We start from the raw sequence: 24,449 nt of genomic DNA on the forward strand, positions 1-24,449 counted from the left end.
ATTTCAAGGATAATCATGTTCACAGATACGATTAACAAATGTGCGGCTAACGCTGCGCGCATCGCACGCCTGTCGGCAAATAACCCGCTCGGCTTTTGGGTCAGCTCAGCGATGGCTGGAGCTTACGTTGGCCTGGGTATCATCCTGATTTTCACCCTTGGAAATTTACTCGACCCGTCCGTGCGTCCGCTGGTGATGGGCGCAACTTTTGGGATCGCCTTAACGCTGGTGATTATTGCCGGTTCCGAACTGTTTACCGGTCACACGATGTTCCTGACGCTTGGCGTCAAAGCGGGCACCATCAGCCAGGGGCAAATGTGGGCAATTTTGCCGCAGACCTGGTTGGGTAACCTGGTCGGTTCCGTGTTCGTCGCGCTGCTGTACAGTTGGGGCGGCGGCAGCCTGCTGCCGGTCGATACCAGCATCGTACATTCGGTCGCGCTGGCGAAAACCACGGCACCGGCAACCGTACTTTTCTTCAAAGGCGCGCTGTGTAACTGGCTGGTTTGTCTGGCAATCTGGATGGCAATCCGTACTGAAGGCGCCGCGAAATTTATCGCTATCTGGTGGTGTCTGCTGGCGTTTATCGCGTCCGGCTATGAACACTCGGTTGCCAACATGACGCTGTTTGCCCTCTCCTGGTTCGGTCACCACAGCGAAGCCTATACCCTGGCGGGGATTGGTCATAATCTGTTGTGGGTAACACTCGGCAATACTTTGTCCGGTGTCGTGTTCATGGGATTAGGTTATTGGTATGCTACGCCGAAATCGGAGCGACCTGCTCCGGCAAAAATCAACCAAACTGAGGCTGCTGCCAATAATTAAGGGGTAATGTCGTGGATCATTTGCCTATATTTTGTCAACTACGTGACCGTGACTGTCTTATTGTCGGCGGTGGTGATGTCGCAGAACGCAAAGCACGGTTACTGCTGGAAGCGGGCGCTCGTTTAACGGTTAATGCGCTGACGTTTATTCCGCAGTTCACCGTATGGGCAAATGAAAACATGTTAACGCTGGTGGAAGGGCCGTTTGATGAAACCCTTCTCGACCCGTGCTGGCTGGCGATTGCCGCGACCGATGATGACGCGGTGAATCAGCGCGTCAGCGATGCCGCACAATCCCGTCGCATCTTCTGTAACGTCGTGGATGCGCCAAAGGCTGCCAGTTTCATCATGCCATCGATTATCGACCGCTCGCCGCTGATGGTAGCGGTCTCCTCCGGCGGCACCTCACCGGTGTTGGCCCGTCTGCTGCGTGAAAAGCTGGAATCCGTATTACCTCAACATTTGGGCCAGGTCGCGCAGTTCGCCGGACAACTTCGTTCCCGGGTGAAAAAACAGTTTGCCACGATGGGCGAACGTCGCCGCTTCTGGGAAAAGCTGTTTGTTAACGACAGACTGGCGCAGTCGCTGGCGAATGCCGACCACAAAGCGGTGGAAGAAACCACTGAGCAGATGCTCCGCGAGCCGTTGGATCATCGCGGTGAAGTCGTGCTGGTGGGCGCGGGTCCTGGTGATGCCGGTCTTCTGACGCTGAAAGGGCTGCAGCAGATCCAGCAGGCCGATGTGGTGGTCTATGACCGCCTGGTTTCTGACGATATCATGAACCTTGTGCGTCGCGACGCCGACCGCGTATTTGTGGGTAAACGCGCGGGCTATCACTGTGTTCCGCAGGAAGAAATTAACCAAATTCTGCTGCGGGAAGCACAACAGGGCAAACGCGTCGTTCGTCTGAAAGGCGGTGATCCCTTTATCTTTGGTCGTGGTGGTGAAGAGCTGGAAACGCTGTGTCACGCTGGTATTCCATTCTCCGTGGTACCGGGGATTACGGCAGCTTCCGGTTGTTCCGCCTACTCCGGTATTCCGCTGACCCACCGGGACTACGCCCAGAGCGTACGTCTGGTTACCGGACACCTGAAAACCGGCGGCGAACTGGACTGGGAAAACCTGGCGGCAGAGAAACAGACGCTGGTGTTCTACATGGGGCTGAATCAGGCAGCCACTATCCAGCAAAAACTGATCGAATTTGGTATGCAGGCCGATATGCCGGTTGCACTGGTTGAGAACGGCACCTCGGTGAAACAGCGGGTCGTGAACGGCGAACTGTCGCAACTGGGTGAACTGGCAACGAAGGTGGCAAGTCCGGCGCTGATCATTGTTGGCCGGGTGGTCGGGCTGCGCGACAAGCTGAACTGGTATTCAAACCATTAATCAGCAACCGATATGACGGACAAAAAAGCCGGGAAAAATTTTCCCGGCTTTTTTATTTTTCGCAGCCGTTACGGCTTAGCGACAAAACCAATCGCTTCGTAGACCGCTTTCAGCGTAGCTGATGCGCGCGCGCTGGCTTTTTCCGCGCCGTCTTTCATCACCTGCTGCAGGAAGGCTTCGTCGTTGCGGAAACGATGATAACGCTCCTGCAGCTCGGTCAGCATGCCGGAAACCGCATCGGCGACTTCACCTTTCAGATGACCGTACATTTTGCCTTCGAAGCTCTGTTCCAGCTCAGGAATGCTCTTGCCGGTCACGGCAGAGAGAATATCCAGCAGGTTAGACACGCCGGGTTTCTCTTTAACGTCATAACGCACAACCGGCGGCTCTTCCGAGTCAGTCATGGCTCGCTTAAGTTTTTTAACCACCGATTTCGGATCTTCCAGCAGACCAATCACATTGTTGCGGTTATCGTCCGACTTGGACATCTTTTTCGTCGGCTCCAGCAGAGACATCACGCGGGCACCTGACTTAGGAATAAACGGTTCAGGAACTTTGAAGATCTCACCATACAGCGCGTTGAAACGCTGGGCGATATCGCGGCTCAGTTCCAGATGCTGTTTCTGGTCTTCACCCACCGGCACCAGGTTGGTCTGATACAGCAGGATATCTGCCGCCATCAGTACCGGATAGTCAAACAGACCGGCGTTGATGTTCTCAGCGTAACGCGCTGACTTATCTTTGAACTGGGTCATACGGCTCAGTTCGCCAAAGTAGGTGTAGCAGTTCAGCGCCCAGCTCAGTTGCGCATGTTCAGGCACGTGGGACTGAACGAAAATGGTGCTTTTTTCAGGATCGATACCGCACGCAAGATAGAGCGCCAGCGTATCCAGCGTCGCTTTACGCAGTTGCTGGGCATCCTGACGAACGGTGATGGCATGCTGGTCAACGATGCAATAGATGCAATGGTAGTCATCCTGCATGTTCACCCACTGACGCAGTGCACCCATGTAGTTGCCAATGGTCAATTCACCTGAGGGCTGTGCGCCACTAAAAACGATGGGCTTAGTCATTTTTCGATTCCTGATTTTCGCTATGCGGAAGCCCGAGAGCGGGCAGTAATTCACTAATGCGGTCGTACATGATGTCTGGCTGGCTCAGCGCGATCGGTTCGCCGTAGTTGTAGCCGTAGGTGAGGCCTACGGACGGGCAGCCAGCGGCTTTTGCCGCCTGAATATCATTACGCGAATCCCCAACGAAGAGCAATTGCTCTGGCGCAATGCCGAGCTTACTTGCCACCAACAGCAGTGGATCCGGATGAGGTTTTTTGTTCTGGACGTCGTCACCGCCGATGACCACGCTGAAATATTTGCCAATATCCAGCGCATCGAGCAATGGCGCAACAAACGGTGTCGGCTTGTTAGTCACCAGACCGAGCGGCAGCCCTTTGGCGTGCAGCGCGCCCAGCGTATCGGCGACATCAGGGAACAGGAACGTCCCCTCTTCAGCAACATCCCCGTAGTAGCGGTCAAACAGCTTACGCAGAATACGGACCTGCTCCTCGGCGGGAATATCATCATCGACCGGCGGTTTGCCCATCGTCTTACGCAATGTCGCGCGTTCCTGACGAGACCAGGTTAACGCACGCTCCATCAAGACATCAGCACCGTTACCAATCCAGGTAATGACGCGCTCTTCACCGGCAACCGGCAGCTCAAGCGCATACAGCGCCATGTCCACTGCGGCGCTCAATCCCGGCGCGCTATCCACCAGCGTACCGTCGAGGTCGAAGGCGACGCCCCGAATATCCTGCAATTTATCCATGACTTACCTTTGCCAGTTCGCTGCGCATGTCATCAATGACTTTTTTGTAGTCTGGCTGATCGAAGACAGCGGAACCGGCGACAAACATGTCAGCCCCGGCTGCGGCGATTTCACCGATGTTGCTCGCTTTCACGCCGCCATCCACTTCGAGGCGAATGTCGTAACCCGACGCGTCAATGCGACGACGGACTTCGCGCAGTTTGTCCAGCGTTTGCGCAATGAAAGACTGACCGCCAAAGCCCGGGTTGACGGACATCAGCAGGATCACATCCAGCTTGTCCATCACGTAGTCCAGATAGCTCAACGGCGTCGCCGGATTAAAAACCAGCCCGGCTTTACAGCCGTGCTCTTTAATCAGTTGCAGCGAGCGGTCAACGTGTTCGGAGGCTTCCGGGTGAAAGGTGATGATGCTGGCGCCTGCGGCGGCGAAATCCGGGATGATTCGGTCGACCGGTTTCACCATCAGATGCACATCGATGGGCGCCGTAATACCGTATTTACGCAGGGATTTCAGGACCATCGGCCCCATGGTCAGATTCGGTACATAGTGGTTGTCCATGACGTCAAAATGCACGACGTCGCCACCGGCAGCCAGTGCTTTCGCGGTGTCCTCACCCAGGCGAGCAAAATCAGCCGACAGGATTGAGGGGGCAATCAAATACTGTTTCATCCGCTTCTCCTTGAGAATTATTTATTCGCGGGTGAAACGACTCCTGGTTTGTACAGAGCCAGCAGTTCGTCCACCTTTTTACGTGTGCCGCCGTTGCTGCTTATACTGCGCCGCACTTTGACCTGAAAATGTTCCGCCGCTTTATACCATTCGCGCGTATCCGGGGTGTCATGGTTCGAAATTAACACTGGGATCCGCTTACTGACCAGCTTTTCGGCCATCTTCGCCAGATGGGCCTGCTCTTTCGGGCTGAAGCTGTTGGTATGATACGCGGTGAAATTCGCCGTCGCTGACAGCGGGGCGTAGGGCGGATCGCAATAGACAACCGAGTTTGAATCCGCACGATCCATACACTCATCATATGAGAGGCAATGGAACTCCGCATTCTGCGCTTTTTCCGCAAAGTGATACAACTCAGCTTCCGGGAAGTAAGGCTTTTTGTAACGTCCAAACGGCACGTTAAATTCGCCACGCAGATTATACCGGCACAGACCGTTGTATCCATATCGGTTCAAATACAGGAACAAGACCGCACGACGGAAAAGATCCTGACTGGCGTTGAACTCTTCACGGAACTGGTAGTAAACCTCAGCCTGATTGGTCTCTGGGCTAAACAGCTCACGGGAAGCCTGCACGTACTCGTCGGTACGGGTCTTCACGATCTTATAGAGACTGATGAGGTCGCTGTTGATGTCGGCAAGAATATAACGAGAAAAGTCGGTGTTAAGAAACACCGACCCTGCACCCACAAAGGGTTCGACCAGGCATTCACCCTGAGGTAAATGCCGTTTGATGTCATCAAGCAGGGGGTATTTCCCCCCTGCCCACTTCAGAAAAGCGCGATTTTTTTTCATGCTGACTAACTAATTACACCTTCTCCGGCTGTGGAGAAAGCTCCGACAGCATCCTGCGCTTTAACATTATTTCAGATCGGCCTGTACCTGATGCAACGGTTTGGCCCACGGATTTTTTGCCTGCACATCGGCTGGCAGCGTGGAAACCGCGCGTTTGGCATCTTCTTTCGAGGCGTACACGCCAGACACCAGAACATACCACGGTTGACCGTTACGCGTCGTCTGATACACCACATAGTTTTTCAGATTCTCTTTCTTCGCCCAACCGTTCAGGTTGTCGTAGTTAGAAGAGCTGCTGAGCTGCAGGGTGTAATGGCTGGACGGTGCTGACTTCAGCGATCCGACGTTACCGGCGCTTTTGCCTCCCGCCGCGCTACTTGTTGCCGCTGGCGCGGTCTGTACAGGCGCTGCCGTCTGTGCTGGCGCAGCCGTCTGTGCCGGTGCGGCGTTGGCCGTCGCTTTCGGTGCTGTGGTGGCAGCAGGCGCTACGGGTTCCGCTCGTTTAGGCTGGGTCGTCGGCTTCGGTTCCGCTGGCGTCGCTTTCGCGGTTGTCTGCGGTTTCTTCGGCTCAATCACAACCTGCTTACGTTCCGGACGCGTGGTGGCCGGGCGCTCGCTGCCAGGTGCCGCAGCCGTCTGGCTCGACGCATTACCATTACGCACTGGTGCAACGGTCGCCGGTTCAGTAGGCAGTGTGGAGTTCACCACCACATTATTCACCTGTTCCTGACCCTGCGGTTGCGTCAGAGCATTATTCAGATCGCCCTGCACTTCTACACGCTGCTGGCCTTCTGCGGTCGCAGGCGCTTGTCCTTGCGTCGGCGTGGAGGAAATTGGCGGCAGAGAAACATCCTGCGGCGTGTTGCCCGCAGTCTGTTCAGCGGAGGTACTTCCCGGAGCCGGTTGGGCACCGTTTGCCTGGTCAGCGGCATTGCCGGAGAGATCGATACTCTTCTCGCCAGACGCCGTTTGTGCGTTTGAAGACGGGGTGGAAGGCGCTTTCAGCGCGGAGCCAATACCGATGATCAACAGCAGCAGAACCAGCACGCCCACGCCCATCATCATGTACTGACGGGAAGCAGGTTTACCGGCGGCTTTTTTACGCTTACGCGGACGACGCTCTACGCGCTCTTCATCCACGAACGCTTCATCATCGGAATCGTAATCTTCTTCCCTCTCTTGCTCATCAAGGCGTTCTTTACGCCCGCGTGCAGGACGGCGATCGTCAGCATCCAGATCAACATCATCAAAGTTGATCTGCGGTTCACCGCGTTCTGAAGATTGACGAGAACGACCAGTACGACGATCGCTGGGATCGGGTTTCAGCTCGTCTTCTGGTTTGAATTCATCCATTTAACACCCCACTCAAAGGCTAATGCTTACGACGTTGCAACTAACCTGAATCTAAATGGCCGATACGTGAGCCGTATCAGTCCGACCTTTCTTGTTGTTACGCCTGCTGGCAATCAGCAATAGCGTTAAGAACGACTTCGTGCGACACACCGCCGCGTACTTCACTTTTCCCTATTGCCAGCGGAAGGACTAAGCGCATTTCTCCCGCTAACACTTTTTTATCACGCAACATATGCGGCAGATAAGCCTGCGCGGACATCTCGCGTGGTCCGTGAACCGGCAAACCGGCACGGTTGAGTAACGTGATGATGCGCTGCGTATCTTCTGGCGCAAACTGCCCCAGACGTTCCGACGTGCGCGCAGCCATTACCATACCTGCTGCGACCGCCTCACCATGTAACCAATTGCCATAACCCATTTCAGCTTCAATGGCATGACCGTATGTATGCCCAAGATTCAGTAAAGCACGTAAGCCGGTTTCGCGCTCGTCTGCGGCGACAACTTCGGCTTTCAGCTCACAACAACGACGAATACACCAGGCCATTGCCGGTCCGTCCAGACGCAATAGCGCATCCAGATTCTCTTCCAGCCAGCTAAAGAATTCGCCATCAAGAATAATGCCGTACTTGATCACTTCCGCCAGACCGGACGCCAGTTCGCGAGCAGGCAGCGTTTTCAGACAGTCGAGATCCACCACCACGGAGGCCGGCTGATAAAACGCGCCAATCATGTTTTTGCCGAGGGGATGGTTTACAGCGGTTTTACCGCCAACGGAGGAGTCGACCTGCGACAGAAGCGTCGTCGGGACCTGGATGAAGCGAACACCGCGCTGATAGCTGGCTGCGGCAAAACCGGTCAGGTCGCCAATGACACCGCCGCCAAGTGCGACCAGCGTCGTATCACGACCGTGTGGTTTTTGCAGTAAGGCGGTGAATACCGTATCCAGCACCGTCAGGCTCTTGTACTGCTCGCCGTCAGGCAGGATGACGCTATCAACATTCACCCCCGCTTGTTCAAGTACGCTGCGAATCTTATCAAGATAAAGGGGAGCCAGGGTTTCGTTGGTGACCAACATAACCTGATCGCCCGATTTCAGCGGTAAGAATGAAGCTGGTTCGTTAAACAAACCAGCCGCGATGGTGATAGGGTAACTACGTTCCCCGAGAGTGACGGTAATCCTCTCCATGACGCGACATCCACCTTAATGACTTATACCCGCTTACCGAGTGTGTATTAAGCCAGAATCAGTTGCTTTCCAGCATATGAATAATCTGGTTTGCAACGACTTTGGCGCTCTGATCATCGGTACGAATGGTTACGTCGGCAATCTCTTCATACAGCGGATTGCGTTCGTCGGCCAACGCTTCCAGAACTTCACGAGGCGGCGCTTCAACCTGCAACAGCGGACGTTTTTTATCGCGCTGTGTACGCGCAAGTTGTTTTTCGATGGTCGTTTCGAGATAAACCACGACGCCACGTGCGGAAAGACGATTACGGGTTTCACGCGATTTTACAGAGCCACCGCCGGTAGCCAGCACAATACCCTGTTTTTCCGTCAATTCGTTGATGACTTTCTCTTCACGATCGCGGAAGCCGTCTTCACCTTCTACGTCGAAGACCCAGCCCACATCAGCTCCGGTTCGTTTCTCAATCTCTTGATCAGAATCGTAAAATTCCATATTGAGTTGTTGAGCTAACTGGCGCCCAATAGTGCTTTTTCCGGCACCCATAGGCCCAACCAGAAAGATATTGCGTTTCTCTGCCATTTTTTCGGTACTACTAAGACTATTCGTTAATGATAAACCCGCGTCGCAGACACTGAGCGCAGCAGGACATGAACTGAAACCTCATAAGATATTGCGAGAGTCAGACTGAAAATTATCTCAATACTCAAGCAGGTTTGGCAACTGAATAAATCATCAAACCAGATTGTAGGCAATCCGAGTCGGCATTGCCGGACGGCGATGAGAAGTACCGACTCTCAAATCGGTACTCCTTGTATGCTAAATAGCTGCGTACGTCAAATCCCTGAAACGAGTTAAGTGCAAAAACAACGGTGTTTCATGCATAAATCATTCTGTCGAGACCAATCTGGGCGTAATAAATACCACCAGCTCGCGACGTTCATTTTCTTTCCCGTCATGACGAAAGAGTTGTCCAAACCAGGGAATGTCACCCAGCAACGGAATACTGTCTTTACCGGTTTTATTCTTGTTTGAAAAAATGCCGCCCAGCGCCAGCGTCTCTCCGCTTTTCACCTCGACCTGCGTTTCAATTTCCTGCTTATCGATAGCCAGCACTTCACCGTCAGCCTGTTGCAGCACCTGCCCCGGCATATTCTGGCTGATGCGCAACTTCAGGCGGATCCGCCCCTTAGGTAAGACCGTAGGGGTGACTTCCATCCCGAGAACGGCCTCTTTAAATTCAACCGACGTTGCGCCGCTTTCGCCGCTGGAAACCTGATAGGGGATCTCACTCCCCTGTTTGATGCTGGCAGGCTGTAGATGGGAAGCTAACAGACGCGGACTGGCGATAATATCGAGCTGCTGCTGTTGCTCCAGCGCGGACAGTTCCAGATCCAGCAGCCGACCATTAATACGACCAATATTAAATCCGATGCGAGTGGTAGCATTTGCGACAGAGAGATCGCTGGCTATCGTCGTCACTTGTCCCACGGCTCCAGCCTTCGTTGCTTCTGCCAGCGTCCATTTCACCCCCAGCTCACGCAGGCTTTTTTCATTGATGGTCACAATATGCGCCGCCAGCTCGACCTGTTCTATTGGCAGATCCATTTGCGCCACCCACTGTTCCACCAGCGCCAGCGTCGGCGGGTTGTCCCTGACCAGCAGTCGGTTGGTGCGCTTATCCACCGTGAGACTGCCTTTGGCACTCAGCAGTTTTCCTCCCGCTTTCGCCAGTTCAGTGGCATCGGCGTAATGCAGTGCAATGTGCCGATTCTCCAGCGGTAAACTCGCCTGGCGTCTCGCCATCTCCGCCTCCTGCCGCACCGCTTCTTCGCTCTGCCAGCTTTCAGAATGCACATGCAAAATCGGTCCTTCCTGACGTAACACCAGTCCGGCGCTCTTCACCACCGTCTGGAGCGCCAGTTTCCATGGGACGTCCGTCAGATGCAGCGACACCACGCCGCTGACATCCGGCGATACCACAAGATTTTTCCGTTCCTGTTCAGCCAGCGCCTGGAGTACCTGCGTGACGGGAACGTCATCCACCACCAGCGTCACGTTCTGAGTTTTTCCGGCCAGAACCGGCTGCATGGCGGCTACCAATAGCACCAGTATCCATTGCTTCATTAACCTCTCCTTGTCTTTGCCACTGCCACTGTGGCGGGTCACACTCTTTACCAGTACTCACGGTTAGCGTCAGAGCGGTGAGTTGCACGATTGTCCAGCCGTTATCCAGAACTTCATGGGGTTCGACACGCCGCCAGCGGTGCAGGCCGTCCTGCACCAGGCCAATGTTGCGCTCACCCCGGCTCACCATCCCCTGATACCGCCATTGGGCCAGCTCTGCCCCATGACAACGATCGTCTGGTTGGCGGAACGGATCGCGCATGCCGGTCAGCATTAGCAATGAAAAGGCCACCAGCAGTCCGTCCCTACCCTTCATGAAAAGACTCCAGAGTGAGCGTCAGCACCCGTTCGTCGTTTTCTGCCTTCAGCGAGAATCCACTCACGGACATCCCTCGCGTCGCCAGATAACCAAATAATGACACCACCGCCTCCCACGGGGCCTTCACCGCAAGTTCCCCCCCTTGCGCCGACGGTTGCCAGTGCAGCAACTGCACATTCGGCACCTGAAGCGAGAGGGGTGAAAATGGCGACGTTTGCGATGTCGATGAAACCTGCGACTCTGTCAGTGCGCCGGAGAGGCGGTACAACGTTGGCCTGAGCTGGCGGTTCGCCGCCCGTTGCAGGTTAAGCGCATCATCGTCCCCCCTTCCCGGAAAGTGCAGAAAAAACATAGCGAGCGCACTTAGCACAGCCACCCAACTTGCCCAGCAGACAACGCGGATGCGAGGAGAAAAGGCACACCAGACGTCAAAGAGGACGATCATGCGCTTCTCTCCATTTCAGCCGGTACTGAAACTGCCAGTATCCCTGCGCATCACGCTGGGTGGCGCCGGTGTGGTTTATCTCAAACAACGGCAAGTCGCGCAGAGCGGTTTCCAGCGCGCTAAGCGCAGAAAAGGTCAGTGCTTTTCCGCTGAGCGTCAGCGTGCTTTGCTGGTAGTCCATGTTGGTCAGCCAGGCCTGCGCGGGTATGCTCAACGCAAGGTTTTCCAGCGCCGACTGCCAGCGACGGGTCTGCTCCCGCAATCTGTCTCGTTGAATGGCCTGCTGCGCCTGACGTTGACGCGCCTCCAGTCGGGGTTTCACTGTCGCCAGAGCGGCTGCAAGCTGCTGCTCTGCCCGCAGTAAGACCACATTCACTCGCCCACTCATGCTGCGAACGGCGTATCCGCTCAGCATTAACGCCAACACAATCGCTGCTGATGCACTGAACAGCCCGCCCCACAAACGCAGACAGGCACTACGCCGCTGTTGTCGCCAGGGCAAAAAATTGACAGGGGATTGCATCAGCGCATTCCCCCTAACGCCAGCCCCAGCGCGACGGCGAAAGCATGACCTTCCACGGGCACGGGAGGTTGACGGATTGAAACCGCCTGCCAGGGGTCAAATCCCTCTTTTGCGCAGAGCGCCACCTCTTCGGGCTGGAGGGAAAGCGCAGCGGCCAGGTCGCAAATATGGCTTATTTCTGTCAGCGATTTTCGTCCCCAGGCGTCGCGCGTCGCCCACAACCACTGCGTGTCATCACGCCATGCCAGGCAGGACTGTTCCGGGGAAAGAAAAGGTAGCAGACGCTGCAATGCGCAGGCATCCGGCGTGATCGCGGTGACATTCACGCCGAGCGTTTTCGCCAGCGTCAACAAGCCTGAAATCTCTTTGTCCTGAGCGGCGGTGACCGTATAGGCCGGGACGAGCGCATCTTCACTATAATCAAATCGCAGTGCAGCCGATTCCATATCCAGTTCACGCGCCATCGACCCTGTCAGCCAGGCGGTTTGTTCGCGCTCGCGAAGTGACATTGACGGACGGGGAAAACGCTTTTGCCGCGTCCGACCTGCGGGAAAAGAGAGGTGAATATGATGGCGCTGCGGCAGTTCGCGACTCCACGGTTGTAACACCGCCACAAGCTGTTCGGCGTCGTGAAAATGTCCGTCGTTGATCGTCTGTTGCGCCAGCGGCAGACGCCACCAGCGCTGTAGATACCAGCCCGACGCGCCGCGAACGACGGCAACCGCCAGGGCTTCATGTGGCTGAATGTGCAGGCCGACTTGCCAGAATCTGAAAGCCATTGCTGATGATCTCCTTATCACCCGTCGCTCTCGCGGGTATATCAATGCGTCTGGCTTGCCTTTATACTACCGCGCGGTTGTTTATAAACTGCCCAAATGAAACTAAATGGGAAATCTCCGGTGAAGTTCGTAAAGTATTTATTGATCCTTGCAGTATGTTGCATCCTGCTGGGAGCAGGCTCGATTTATGGCCTCTATCGCTATATTGAGCCACAGTTACCTGACGTCGCGACGCTTAAAGATGTGCGTTTGCAGATCCCGATGCAGGTTTACAGCGCAGATGGCGAGCTCATCGCGCAATATGGTGAGAAACGTCGTATTCCGGTGACGCTCAGTCAGATCCCGCCGGAAATGGTCAAAGCCTTTATCGCCACAGAAGACAGTCGCTTCTATGAGCACCACGGCGTTGACCCGGTGGGGATTTTCCGTGCGGCCAGCGTCGCGCTGTTCTCCGGCCACGCCTCTCAGGGGGCGAGTACCATCACCCAGCAGCTTGCGAGAAACTTCTTCCTTAGCCCCGAACGCACGCTGATGCGTAAGATTAAGGAAGTGTTCCTGGCAATCCGCATTGAGCAACTGCTGAGCAAAGATGAGATCCTCGAACTCTATCTGAACAAGATCTATCTCGGTTACCGCGCCTATGGCGTCGGTGCGGCGGCGCAGGTCTATTTCGGTAAATCCGTCGACCAGCTTGATCTGAGTGAAATCGCCGTGATTGCCGGTCTGCCGAAAGCGCCTTCCACCTTTAACCCGCTCTATTCGATGGACCGCGCGACCGCGCGCCGCAACGTGGTGCTATCGCGTATGCTGAGCGAAGGGTACATCACCCAGGCGCAGTACGATCAGGCACGTAATGAGCCGATCGACGCCAACTATCATGCGCCAGAAATCGCCTTCTCCGCCCCGTATCTGTCAGAAATGGTGCGTCAGGAGATGTACAGCCGTTACGGCGAAAACGCCTATGAAGACGGTTATCGCATTTACACCACCATTACCCGCAAGGTACAGCAGGCTGCGCAACAGGCGGTACGCAATAACGTACTGGACTACGACATGCGCCACGGCTATCGCGGCCCGGCCAACGTACTGTGGAAAGTAGGTGAAACCGCGTGGGACAGTAAGAAAATCACCGACACGCTGAAAGCGTTGCCAACCTACGGGCCGCTGCTGCCTGCGGTGATCACCAGTGCAAACCCGCAGGAAGCGACGGCGACTCTGGCAGATGGCACCTCGGTCTCTCTGCGGATGGATGGCATTCGTTGGGCGCGTCCTTATCGCTCAGATACCCAGCAGGGGCCGACGCCACGTAAAGTAACCGACGCGGTGCAGACTGGTCAGCAGATCTGGGTGCGGAAGATGGGCGAAGCCTGGTGGCTGGCGCAGGTTCCGGATGTGAACTCCGCGCTGGTCTCTATCAATCCGAAAAACGGGGCCGTGCTGGCGCTGGTCGGTGGCTTTGACTTTAACCAGAGCAAGTTCAACCGAGCCACCCAGGCACTGCGTCAGGTCGGCTCTAACATTAAGCCGTTCCTCTACACCGCCGCGATGGATAAAGGTCTGACGCTGGCGAGCATGTTGAACGACGTGCCTATCTCCCGCTGGGATGCTGGTGCCGGTTCCGACTGGCGTCCGAAGAACTCACCACCGCAGTACGCAGGCCCGATTCGTTTACGTCAGGGGCTGGGTGAATCGAAAAACGTGGTGATGGTACGCGCCATGCGAGCAATGGGCGTGGACTACGCGGCGGAATATCTGCAACGGTTCGGCTTCCCGGCACAAAACATTGTACATACCGAATCCCTGGCGCTGGGCTCTGCATCCTTTACCCCGCTGCAGGTGGCGCGCGGTTATGCGGTGATGTCGAACGGCGGCTTCCTGGTCGACCCGTATTTCATCAGCAAGATTGAAACGGACCAGAACGGTGTGATTTTCGAAGCGAAGCCGAAAATTGCTTGTCCGGAATGCGATATTCCGGTGATTTACGGTGATACGCAGAAATCCAACGTGCTGGAAAACAGCAATGTGGAAGATGTCGCTATCTCTGGTGAACAGCAAAACGCCGCCGTGCCAATGCCCAAGCTGGAGCAGGCAAATCAGGCGTTAGTGGCGCAGACCGGGGCGCAAGAGTATGCGCCGCATGTGATCAACACGCCGCTGGCCTTCCTGATTAAGAGTGCGTTGAACACCAACATCTTCGGCGAACCAGGCTGGATGGGCACCGGTTGGCGTGCGGGCCGCGATCTGAATCGCCACGATATCGGCGGTAAAACCGGGACGACCAACAGCTCGAAAGACGCCTGGTTCTCCGGCTACGGCCCGGGGGTGGTCACCTCCGTGTGGATTGGATTTGACGACCACCGCCGTGATCTGGGACGCACCACCGCCTCTGGCGCGATCAAAGATCAGATCTCCGGTTACGAAGGTGGCGCGAAGAGTGCGCAACCCGCATGGGATGCCTACATGAAAGCGGTGCTGGAAGGGGTTCCTGAAGAGCCGCTGACGCCACCACCAGGTATCGTCACGGTCAATATCGATCGCAGTACCGGGCAACTGGCGAACGGCGGTAACAGCCGTGCAGAATATTTCATCGAAGGCACGCAGCCGACACAGCAGGCGGTGCATGAGGTGGGGACGACCATCACTGACGGTGGTGAGACACACGAGTTGTTCTAAATAAAAAAGGCGCTAAGGCGCCTTTTTTACTGCTGGTATTATCGCCGGATGGCGGCTACGCCTTATCCGGCCTACACCGCTATTTGCCCTACAACCGCCCCTGCCCTTTCAACCATTCGCGCACGAGGAACAATGCGCTCACGTTTCGCGCTTCGGTGAAATCGGGGTCTTCCAACAGATCCATCAGATGCGCCAGCGGCCAGCGCACCTGTGGCAGCGGCTCTGGCTCATCGCCTTCCAGCGACTCGGGATAAAGGTCTTCCGCCACCACGATGTTCATCTTGCTGGAGAAGTAAGATGGCGCCATGCTGAGTTTTTTCAAAAAGGTCAGATCGTTTGCCCCAAAACCGACCTCCTCTTTCAGTTCCCGGTTCGCCGCTTCAAACACGCTTTCACCGGGGTCAATCAACCCTTTGGAAAAGCCCAGCTCATAGGACTCCGTCCCCACTGCGTATTCACGAATCAGGATCATATGATCGTCTACAATCGGGACAATCATTACTGCTTCACGGGTAGAAGGACGCATTCGTTCATAAACGCGACGCACACCGTTGCTGAATTCGAGGTCCACGCTTTCAACGCTAAATAGCCGCGACTGCGCAACCGTTTCGACGTTCAGAATGGTGGGTTTTTGTAATGATTTGCTCATCGTGAGAATCTATGCCGTGAAATCTGTTGTTATTGTGCGGTACGCAACACGGTTTCGGCAATGTGAATTGCCAGTTATTTACATTTATGTAACCTAATAAAAATATAATTCCTGTTTCAAATTAAAAGTCAATAGGTTGAAATAGGTCCAGGAATTTGCTGATATTCCGTTTTTGCAGATTTTGCTATCATCAGCACTCACTGGGATGCGCTGAAAAATGCTCAAGTTCAACTCCATGCTTGCCGATAGCCAACCACGGAATCACGTTTATTGTGACAGGGTGCGACTGACCACGCCTGACAGATTAAGTAAGATGGGGAAAGCATGAGCACCATTCTGATTTTTTTAGCGGCGTTGCTGGCCTGCGCATTGCTGGCCTGGTGGCGACTTAACGTCCGGGCCAGGCGGCGAAAACTGCCGTGGACGAATGCCTTCTCAGAGGCGGCGACGCGCAAGCTTACGCCTGAAGAACGCAGTGCCGTTGAAAATTATCTTGATAGCCTGAGCCAAATCCAGCGGGTACCCGGTCCAACGGGTGCCAGCGCAGCGCCTGTTTCCCTGACGCTGAATGCTGAAAGCAATAGCGTCATCATTCTGACCCACTCGATCACCCGCTACGGCATCACTACGGACGATCCCAATAAATGGCGCTACTACCTCGATTCCGTTGAGGTTCACCTGCCGCCTTTCTGGGAACAGTACATTAACGATGAAAACAACGTTGAACTGATCCACACCGACACGCTGCCGCTGGTTATCTCGCTGAATGGTCACTCCCTGCAAGAGTATATGCAGGAAGCACGCGGCTATGCGCTGCAGCCCACCACGTCCACACAGGCGTCGATTCGCGGTGAAGAAAGCGAGCAGATTGAACTGCTGAATATTCGTCAGGAGACGCATGAAGAGTACGCACTCAGCCGCCCGGCCGGTTTTCGCGAAGCGCTGCTGATAGTCGCCGCCTTCCTGTTGTTCTTTTTCTGTCTGGTCACGCCGGACGTCTTTGTGCCGTGGATGGTGGGCGGAGCCGTACTGTTGCTGGCGGCAGGATTGTGGGGCCTATTCGCTCCGCCGTCGAAAACGGCGCTGCGCGAAATTCACTGTCTGCGTGGAACGCCGCGCCGCTGGGGACTGTTTGGTGAAAATGACCAGGAGCAGATAAACAATATCTCGCTGGGGATTATCGACCTGGTTTATCCAACTCACTGGCAGCCTTACATTGCGCAGGATCTCGGTCAGCAAACGGATATTGATATTTATCTCGATCGCCACGTCGTGCGGCAGGGGCGATTTTTATCCCTGCATGACGAGGTGAGAAACTTCCCGCTGCAACACTGGGTGCGCAGCACGATTATCGCCGGTGGTTCACTGCTGGTGCTTGTCATGCTGCTGTTCTGGATCCCGCTCGATATGCCGATTAAGTTCACGCTGTCATGGATGAAGGGTGCGCAGACTATCGAAGCAACCAGCGTAAAACAGCTCGAACAATCAGGTGTGCGCGTCGGCGACACCCTGAACCTTCGCGGTACTGGCATGTGTAATATTCATGCGCAGGGCACCTGGAGCGCACAAACCAACTCACCGTTTATGCCGTTTGACTGCTCGCAAATCATCTGGAATGACGCCCCCGCGCTGCCGTTGCCGGAATCCGATCTGGTGAACAAAGCCACCGCGCTCTCGCAGGCCGTTAACCGTCAGTTGCATCCAAAGCCGGAAGATGACTCCCGCGTCAGTGCGGCCTTGCGTTCCGCCATTCAGAAGTCAGGCATGGTGTTGTTAGATGACTTTGGCGATATCGTCCTGAAAACCGCTGATTTGTGCGCAGCAGAAGATGAATGCGTGCGCCTCAAAAATGCGCTGGTCAACCTGGGAAACAGCAAAGACTGGAGCGCGCTGGTGAAACGAGCCAACGCAGGCAAACTGGACGGCGTTAACGTTCTGTTGCGTCCTGTCAGCGCAGAATCGCTCGACAACCTGGTCACCACCTCGACCGCGCCCTTTATTACCCGCGAAACGGCCCGCGCCGCCCAGTCGTTGAACAGCCCCGCCCCCGGTGGATTCCTGATCGTCAGCGATGAAGGCAGCGATCTGGTCGATCAACCCTGGCCGACCGTATCGCTGTATGACTACCCGGCGCAGGAGCAGTGGAGTGCCTTCCAGCGACTGGCGCAAATGCTGATGAACACGCCGTTTAGCGCCGAAGGGATTGTCACCAATATTTATACTGACGCCAATGGCACGCAGCATATCGGCCTGCATCGCATTCCCGATCGTTCCGGTTTGTGGCGTTACCTCGGCACCACACTGCTGATGCTGACGATGCTGGCCTGCGCACTCTATAATGGCGTACAGGCATTCCGCCGCTATCAGCGCCATCGCACCCGCCTGATGGAGATTCAGCAGTACTATGAAAGCTGCCTGAATCCGAAGCTCATCAGCTCTCCGGAAAGCCTCATCTGATAACATGTCTGCGGCACCGGGTGTGCTACCCTGTGCCGCATCGCGTTTTATTCTGGAGAGTTCCCATGCATATTGATATTGCCTGGCAGAACGTGGATACCGTTCTGTTAGACATGGACGGCACGCTGCTCGACCTGGCGTTTGATAACTACTTCTGGCAAAAACTGGTGCCTGAAACCTATGGGGCACAGAACGGGATCTCGCCACAGGAAGCGCAGGAACGCATCCGTCAGGAATATCATGCCGTGCAGCATACGCTAAACTGGTACTGTCTTGATTACTGGAGCGACCGTCTGGGCCTGGATATCTGCGCGATGACCACCGCAATGGGGCCGCGTGCCGTGTTGCGTGATGATACAGTCCCCTTTTTAGATGCGCTGAAAGCCTGCGGTAAACGGCGGATTTTGTTGACTAACGCGCATCCGCATAATCTGGCCGTGAAGCTGGAGCATACCGGTCTGGCTTCACACCTTGATTTATTACTTTCTACCCACACATTTGGATATCCCAAAGAGGATCAGCGGTTATGGCGCGCCGTGGCGGATGAGACGGGAATGAGTGCAGAAAAAACGCTGTTTATTGACGATAGCGAACCCATTCTCGACGCTGCCGCGAAGTTTGGTATTCGTTATTGCCTCGGCGTGACTAACCCCGACTCTGGCGTTGCGGAAAAACAGTATGTGCGCCATCCGTCACTGAATGACTACCGTCGACTGATCCCCTCACTGATGTGAAGGAGACGCCATGAAAGAAAAGCCCTCTGTTGAGGTCAGACTGGATAAATGGCTGTGGGCTGCGCGGTTTTATAAAACCCGCGCGCTGGCCCGCGAAATGGTGGACGGCGGGAAAGTTCACTACAACGGACAGCGCAGTAAGCCGAGCAAGATAGTCGAACTGAACGCCACGTTAACGCTGCGTCAGGGCAATGACGAGCGAACGGTGGTGATCAAAGCGATCGCCGAGCAGCGTCGCCCGGCCAGCGAAGCCGTCACTCTGTATGAAGAGACAGCGGAAAGCGTAGCAAAACGCGAAAAAATGGCGCTGGCACGTAAGCTTAACGCCCTGACCATGCCGCACCCGGACAGACGACCGGACAAAAAAGAACGCCGCGACCTGTTACGTTTTAAACACGGCGACAGTGAGTAACTGTCACCCGCAAGAGAGATGATTATGCCGCAACATGACCAATTACACCGCTATCTGTTTGAAAACTTTGCCGTGCGTGGCGAACTGGTAACCGTATCGGAAACCCTGCAACAGATCCTCGAAAACCATACGTATCCGCAGCCAGTGAAAACTGTGCTGGCTGAGTTGCTGGTCGCCACCAGCCTGCTCACGGCAACGCTGAAGTTCGCCGGTGACATTACCGTTCAGCTCCAGGGCGATGGTCCGTTGAGCCTTGCGGTGATCAACGGCAACAACAATCAGCAGATGCGCGGCGTAGCGCGCGTCCAGGGCGATATCCCGGAAGATGCAGACCTGAAAACCCTGGTCGGTAATGGTTATCTGGTGATTACCATTACGCCGGAAGAGGGCGAACGTTATCAGGGCGTTGTCGGACTGGAAGGCGATACGCTGGCGGCATGTCTGGAAAATTACTTCATGCGCTCTGAGCAGTTGCCGACCCGTCTGTTTATTCGCACTGGCGAAGTCGACGGGAAAGCCGCTGCGGGCGGGATGCTGCTGCAGGTAATGCCGGCGCAGGATGCGCAGGCGGATGACTTTACTCATCTGGCTACGCTGACTGAAACCATCAAGTCTGAAGAGTTGCTGACCCTGCCGGCCAACGAGGTGCTGTGGCGTCTGTATCACGAAGAAGAGGTCACCCTTTACGATCCGCAGAACGTTGAGTTCAAATGCACCTGCTCACGCGAGCGCTGTGCCGGCGCGCTAAAAACGCTGCCGGACGAAGAGGTAGACAGCATTCTGGCGGAAGAAGGCGAAATCGATATGCATTGCGACTACTGCGGGAGCCACTACCTGTTCAACGCCATGGATATTGCCGAGATCCGCAATAACGCCTCCCCTGCCGATCCGCAGGTTCACTGATCGACATACTGAACCGGTCGGACGACGCGATGCGTCTCCGACCGTCCGCACTATATTCCGCACTTTTTGCTAAAATTTTCTTTCGTGGTGAATCGATATTCTACATGTAAGCGTTTTGTTAATTTTCCACATGAATGCGATTACACTCACAACATCTCCGTGAAAAATACTATTTTTTAACCTTTTAAGAACATTTTACACAACTAAAAAGTCATTCCTGCCATAATAAGCCCCGCTTCGTGACTGGAGTCACAGCGTTTTCAGTCAATCGTGATTTTGTCCAGATAAGTAAATCTATGAGCCTTGTCGCGGTTAACACCCCAACAAAAACCTTATTATTTCAGGTAATACATATTGGCTAAGGAGCAGTGATATGCGCGTGAAACGATTAACCCCGCAAGATCTCAAGGCTTATGGTATCAGCGACGTTCAGGATATCGTTTACAACCCAAGCTATGAAACCCTTTACCAGGAAGAGCTAGACCCAAGCCTGGAAGGTTACGAGCGCGGTGTGTTGACGAACCTGGGTGCCGTTGCAGTTGATACCGGTATTTTCACCGGACGTTCGCCGAAGGATAAGTACATTGTTCGTGATGATACCACGCGTGACACGCTGTGGTGGTCCGACAAAGGAAAAGGCAAGAACGACAACAAACCGCTGTCCCAGGAAACCTGGCAGCACCTGAAAGGGCTAGTGACCAAACAACTTTCCGGTAAACGTCTGTTTATCGTTGATGCTTTCTGTGGCGCAAACGCCGACACCCGCCTTTCTGTCCGCTTCATTACTGAAGTGGCGTGGCAGGCTCATTTCGTGAAGAACATGTTTATTCGCCCGAGCGATGACGAACTGGAAGGTTTTGAACCTGACTTTATCGTGATGAACGGCGCGAAATGCACAAACCCACAGTGGAAAGAGCAGGGTCTGAACTCTGAGAACTTTGTCGCCTTCAACCTGACCGAACGTATCCAGTTGATTGGTGGTACCTGGTACGGCGGCGAAATGAAGAAAGGCATGTTCTCGGTGATGAACTATCTGCTGCCGTTGAAGGGCATTGCATCGATGCACTGTTCCGCCAACGTGGGTGAGAAAGGCGACGTTGCCGTGTTCTTCGGTCTTTCCGGTACCGGAAAAACCACCCTCTCCACCGACCCGAAACGTCGTCTGATCGGCGATGACGAGCACGGTTGGGACGATGACGGCGTGTTCAACTTTGAAGGCGGCTGCTACGCTAAAACGATCAAGTTGTCGAAAGAAGCGGAACCGGAAATCTACAACGCTATCCGCCGTGATGCGCTGTTAGAAAACGTCACCGTTCGCGACGATGGGACTATCGATTTTGACGACGGTTCGAAAACCGAGAATACCCGCGTTTCCTATCCGATCTACCACATCGAAAACATCGTTAAGCCGATTTCCAAAGCCGGTCATGCCACGAAGGTGATCTTCCTGACCGCTGATGCCTTTGGCGTGCTGCCGCCGGTTTCTCGCCTGACAGCCAACCAGACGCAGTACCACTTCCTGTCTGGCTTCACGGCCAAACTGGCCGGTACTGAGCGCGGTGTCACCGAGCCGACGCCAACCTTCTCCGCCTGCTTTGGCGCGGCATTCCTGTCGCTGCACCCAACGCAGTATGCTGAAGTCCTGGTGAAACGCATGCAGGCCGCAGGCGCACAGGCTTACCTGGTCAACACCGGCTGGAACGGTACGGGCAAACGTATCTCCATCAAAGATACCCGCGCCATTATCGATGCCATCCTGAACGGTTCTCTGGACGATGCGGAAACCTTCAATCTGCCGATGTTTGATCTGGCGATCCCGACCGAGTTGCCGGGTGTGGATACCCATATCCTCGACCCGCGTAACACCTACGGGTCTCCTGAACAGTGGCAGGAAAAAGCCACCGCACTGGCGAAACTGTTCATCGAGAACTTCGAGAAATATACGGATACGCCAGCAGGTGAAGCGCTGGTAAGCGCCGGACCGAAGCTGTAAGTCGAATGAGCCGGATGGCGGCATAAGGCCTGGCACAACACAAACGTAGGCCTGATAAGCGCAGCGCCATCAGGCGATTCAGAAAAACAAAGGGAGGCATTTCGCCTCCCTTTTTTACGCCTCTTTTGTCGTCCCCTGGACGCGGATCACAGGAACGGGTAGCCAGGCGCGAATGGAGAGCCCGCCCCGCTCACTGGTACCAATTTCCAGCATGCCGTTATGGTTATCAATGATACGCTGCACAATCGCCAGCCCTAAACCGGTACCGCTGGTGCTGCGCGCACTGTCGCCGCGCACAAACGGCTGGAACAGGTGTTTACGCTGCTCAGGCTTAATGCCGGGGCCGTCATCTTCCACCTGGAACCAGGCCCGATGAGGTTCTGTCCCGCTGCTGACTTTGATCCATCCGTTGCCATAACGCGCCGCGTTAACCACCATGTTGGCTACCGCACGCTTGATGGACAGCGGGTGCATTTTCACCTGAATACTGCCCGGCTGTAGCGCCGTATCAATTTCACGTTCATAGCCGCTTTCTGCCGCCACCACTTCACCCAGCACAGCGTTGAGATCGGCCATCTCCATCGGCATCTCCTGTCCGGTACGCAGATAGTCGATGAACTGCTCAATGATCGCGTTGCACTCTTCAATATCTTTGTTGATGGACTCCGCCAGATAACCATCCTGTTCGCCCATCATCTCCGTCGCCAGACGAATACGCGTCAGCGGCGTGCGGAGATCGTGACTGACCCCCGCCATCAGCAGCGTTCGGTCATCCGCTAGCTGCTTCACTCCGGCCGCCATATGGTTGAAGGCACGGGTCACCGAGCGCACCTCAGACGCGCCATACTCACGCAGCGGCGGCGGAATAATGCCTTTCCCTACCTGTAGGGCAGCATGCTCAAGATCCACAAGGGGTCGGTTTTGTATACGAATAAACAGCCACGCCCCCCCTATCGCCAGAAGCATGATAGCCAGCGTATAGCGGAACAGCGGGGAGAAGTCGCCCTGATGAATTTCCGTTAACGGAACGCGTACCCAGATATTGGGTGACAGCCAGGTTTTCAGCCAGACGACCGGCGAGCTTTTGTTGACCTCTACGCGCACTTCCGTCGGGCCGCCCAACTGCTGCGCCATCTGATGGCTTAAGAATTCATAGTGTTGCGCCCAACGCAGTCCTGCCTCTTCAGCGGCTTCGTTGGAATAGAGAGAAATCCCCAGTTCACGGTAAATTTCCCGACGAAAAGCGGGAGGCACCACCAGTTGCGTGCCGTCCTCCAGTTGCAGTTTATCGGTCATCAGCATACGCACTTCGTAGGCCAGGACCTTATTAAACTGCTGGAGACTCGGCAGAATCGCAAAGTTCAGCACCACCAGATAGGTCGTCACCAGGCTGACAAACAGCAAAGTGACGATGAGCAACAGCGTGCGGGCAAATGAACTTCGTGGCGAGAAGCGCATTCGCCTCATGCTTTAGAACCGTCCGGTACGAAGACGTAGCCCAGACCCCATACGGTCTGAATGTAACGCGGATGCGCGGGATCTTCTTCGACCATACGGCGCAGACGGGAAATCTGTACGTCGATGGAACGTTCCATCGCGGAATACTCGCGGCCACGCGCCAGGTTCATCAGCTTGTCACGGGACAGCGGCTCACGTGGGTGGCTTACCAGCGCTTTCAGCACGGCAAACTCACCGCTGGTGAGCGGCATCGGCTCGTCTTCGCGGAACATTTCGCGAGTACCCAGGTTCAGTTTGAACTTACCAAAAGCAATGACGGCCTCTTCCTGAGAAGGTGCGCCCGGCAGTTCGTTCGCCTGACGACGCAGCACCGCGCGAATACGCGCCAGCAGTTCACGTGGGTTAAACGGTTTCGGGATATAGTCATCAGCGCCGATTTCCAGGCCGACAATGCGGTCAACTTCTTCCCCTTTCGCCGTGACCATGATGATCGGCATCGGGTTACTCTGGCTGCGCAGACGGCGGCAAATAGACAGCCCATCTTCACCCGGCAGCATCAGATCCAGTACCATAAGGTGGAAAGATTCACGGGTTAGCAGACGATCCATTTGCTCGGCGTTAGCGACGCTTCGAACCTGGAAGCCCTGCTCGGTCAGATAACGCTCCAGCAGCGCGCGCAGGCGCATGTCGTCATCGACCACCAGAATTTTATAGTTCTCTTGCATTGTTTGTACTCCCAAAGGTTCGCAACAATTGAAGATATGTATTCTTAAAAAAGCTTACGTTCGCCACCAGCAAATTCTGGTATGAATTCCAGGCTAAATTGTTACAAAGCATATTTAACAGCAGCTTAAGTATACAATGAAACGCGCGGCACATTAT

Annotated in this window: 23 protein-coding genes; 8 read left to right on the plus strand and 15 right to left on the minus strand. The window is 55.0% G+C overall.

All coding sequences use genetic code 11. The features are described 5' to 3' along the window. Positions 1–15: 15 nt before the first annotated feature. Positions 16–825, plus strand: a complete 810-nt coding sequence (nirC, locus tag GBC03_02540) for a nitrite transporter NirC (GenBank protein ID QFS69163.1) — start codon at positions 16–18, stop codon at positions 823–825. Between the two features lie 11 nt (positions 826–836). Beyond that, a complete protein-coding gene (gene cobA, locus GBC03_02545; GenBank protein QFS69164.1) occupies positions 837–2,210 on the plus strand; it encodes a uroporphyrinogen-III C-methyltransferase in 1,374 nt (457 codons plus the stop codon). A 68-nt stretch (positions 2,211–2,278) separates the two neighbouring features. Here cobA and trpS read toward each other — a convergent pair whose 3' ends face one another. The 12 genes from trpS to GBC03_02605 form a co-directional block, all read right to left on the minus strand. Then, complete coding sequence (trpS, locus tag GBC03_02550; protein ID QFS69165.1) at positions 2,279–3,283, minus strand: tryptophan--tRNA ligase; 1,005 nt, start codon at positions 3,281–3,283, stop codon at positions 2,279–2,281. After that, positions 3,276–4,034, minus strand: a complete 759-nt coding sequence (locus tag GBC03_02555) for a phosphoglycolate phosphatase (protein QFS69166.1) — start codon at positions 4,032–4,034, stop codon at positions 3,276–3,278. The genes trpS and GBC03_02555 overlap by 8 nt, the downstream gene beginning before the upstream one ends. After that, on the minus strand, positions 4,027–4,704 hold the full coding sequence (locus GBC03_02560) for a ribulose-phosphate 3-epimerase (GenBank protein ID QFS69167.1): 678 nt from the start codon (positions 4,702–4,704) through the stop codon (positions 4,027–4,029). The genes GBC03_02555 and GBC03_02560 overlap by 8 nt, the downstream gene beginning before the upstream one ends. A gap of 17 nt (positions 4,705–4,721) precedes the next feature. Then, entirely contained in the window at positions 4,722–5,558 is an 837-nt protein-coding gene (locus GBC03_02565) for an adenine-specific DNA-methyltransferase (protein ID QFS69168.1), read from the minus strand. A gap of 66 nt (positions 5,559–5,624) precedes the next feature. Continuing rightward, positions 5,625–6,911 carry a cell division protein DamX gene (gene damX, locus GBC03_02570; protein ID QFS69169.1) on the minus strand — a complete coding sequence of 429 codons (1,287 nt, stop codon included), beginning with the start codon at positions 6,909–6,911 and terminating at the stop codon, positions 5,625–5,627. 97 nt (positions 6,912–7,008) lie between these two features. Then, entirely contained in the window at positions 7,009–8,097 is a 1,089-nt protein-coding gene (gene aroB, locus GBC03_02575; protein QFS69170.1) for a 3-dehydroquinate synthase, read from the minus strand. Positions 8,098–8,155: 58 nt separating this feature from the next. Beyond that, positions 8,156–8,677, minus strand: a complete 522-nt coding sequence (gene aroK, locus GBC03_02580) for a shikimate kinase AroK (GenBank protein QFS69171.1) — start codon at positions 8,675–8,677, stop codon at positions 8,156–8,158. Positions 8,678–8,983: 306 nt separating this feature from the next. Beyond that, on the minus strand, positions 8,984–10,222 hold the full coding sequence (gene hofQ / locus GBC03_02585) for a DNA uptake porin HofQ (GenBank protein QFS69172.1): 1,239 nt from the start codon (positions 10,220–10,222) through the stop codon (positions 8,984–8,986). Next, on the minus strand, positions 10,134–10,538 hold the full coding sequence (locus tag GBC03_02590) for a DUF2531 family protein (protein QFS69173.1): 405 nt from the start codon (positions 10,536–10,538) through the stop codon (positions 10,134–10,136). Before GBC03_02590 ends, hofQ begins: the two co-directional genes overlap by 89 nt. Continuing rightward, complete coding sequence (locus tag GBC03_02595) at positions 10,528–10,986, minus strand: DNA utilization protein HofO (GenBank protein QFS69174.1); 459 nt, start codon at positions 10,984–10,986, stop codon at positions 10,528–10,530. Before GBC03_02595 ends, GBC03_02590 begins: the two co-directional genes overlap by 11 nt. After that, positions 10,970–11,509, minus strand: a complete 540-nt coding sequence (locus tag GBC03_02600; protein ID QFS69175.1) for a DNA utilization protein HofN — start codon at positions 11,507–11,509, stop codon at positions 10,970–10,972. The genes GBC03_02595 and GBC03_02600 overlap by 17 nt, the downstream gene beginning before the upstream one ends. Continuing rightward, positions 11,509–12,288, minus strand: coding sequence for a DNA utilization protein HofM (locus tag GBC03_02605; protein QFS69176.1), 780 nt, complete (start codon positions 12,286–12,288; stop codon positions 11,509–11,511). Before GBC03_02605 ends, GBC03_02600 begins: the two co-directional genes overlap by 1 nt. A 96-nt stretch (positions 12,289–12,384) precedes the next feature. On the opposite strand from GBC03_02605, the gene mrcA reads away from it, so the two are divergent. Further along, positions 12,385–14,961: a peptidoglycan glycosyltransferase/peptidoglycan DD-transpeptidase MrcA gene (mrcA, locus tag GBC03_02610; GenBank protein ID QFS69177.1), complete on the plus strand. Its 2,577-nt coding sequence runs from the start codon at positions 12,385–12,387 to the stop codon at positions 14,959–14,961. An 88-nt stretch (positions 14,962–15,049) separates the two neighbouring features. Here mrcA and nudE read toward each other — a convergent pair whose 3' ends face one another. Continuing rightward, positions 15,050–15,610, minus strand: coding sequence for an ADP compounds hydrolase NudE (gene nudE / locus GBC03_02615; protein ID QFS69178.1), 561 nt, complete (start codon positions 15,608–15,610; stop codon positions 15,050–15,052). A 324-nt stretch (positions 15,611–15,934) separates the two neighbouring features. Here nudE and igaA point away from each other — a divergent pair, with 324 nt between their 5' ends. The 5 genes from igaA to pckA all read left to right on the plus strand — a co-directional run bounded on the left by igaA (position 15,935) and on the right by pckA (position 22,109). Next, positions 15,935–18,067 (plus strand): intracellular growth attenuator protein IgaA, encoded by a 2,133-nt coding sequence (igaA, locus tag GBC03_02620; GenBank protein QFS69179.1) that lies wholly within the window; start codon positions 15,935–15,937, stop codon positions 18,065–18,067. Positions 18,068–18,132: 65 nt separating this feature from the next. Then, positions 18,133–18,801 (plus strand): GMP/IMP nucleotidase, encoded by a 669-nt coding sequence (locus tag GBC03_02625; GenBank protein QFS69180.1) that lies wholly within the window; start codon positions 18,133–18,135, stop codon positions 18,799–18,801. A 10-nt stretch (positions 18,802–18,811) separates the two neighbouring features. Then, the gene (gene hslR / locus GBC03_02630) at positions 18,812–19,213 is read left to right on the plus strand and encodes a ribosome-associated heat shock protein Hsp15 (protein QFS69181.1); all 402 of its coding nucleotides are present in this window, start codon (positions 18,812–18,814) and stop codon (positions 19,211–19,213) included. Positions 19,214–19,237: 24 nt separating this feature from the next. Further along, the gene (locus GBC03_02635) at positions 19,238–20,116 is read left to right on the plus strand and encodes an Hsp33 family molecular chaperone HslO (protein ID QFS69182.1); all 879 of its coding nucleotides are present in this window, start codon (positions 19,238–19,240) and stop codon (positions 20,114–20,116) included. A gap of 373 nt (positions 20,117–20,489) precedes the next feature. Continuing rightward, positions 20,490–22,109, plus strand: a complete 1,620-nt coding sequence (gene pckA, locus GBC03_02640; GenBank protein QFS69183.1) for a phosphoenolpyruvate carboxykinase (ATP) — start codon at positions 20,490–20,492, stop codon at positions 22,107–22,109. A 114-nt stretch (positions 22,110–22,223) separates the two neighbouring features. Here the strand turns inward: pckA and envZ are convergent, their stop codons facing one another. Then, positions 22,224–23,576, minus strand: coding sequence for a two-component system sensor histidine kinase EnvZ (gene envZ, locus GBC03_02645; GenBank protein ID QFS69184.1), 1,353 nt, complete (start codon positions 23,574–23,576; stop codon positions 22,224–22,226). After that, the gene (gene ompR, locus GBC03_02650) at positions 23,573–24,292 is read right to left on the minus strand and encodes a two-component system response regulator OmpR (GenBank protein ID QFS69185.1); all 720 of its coding nucleotides are present in this window, start codon (positions 24,290–24,292) and stop codon (positions 23,573–23,575) included. The genes envZ and ompR overlap by 4 nt, the downstream gene beginning before the upstream one ends. Positions 24,293–24,449 lie beyond the last annotated feature (157 nt).

It is taken from the genome of Citrobacter telavivensis, assembly GCA_009363175.1.
In the GTDB taxonomy this organism is placed as follows: domain Bacteria; phylum Pseudomonadota; class Gammaproteobacteria; order Enterobacterales; family Enterobacteriaceae; genus Citrobacter_A; species Citrobacter_A telavivensis.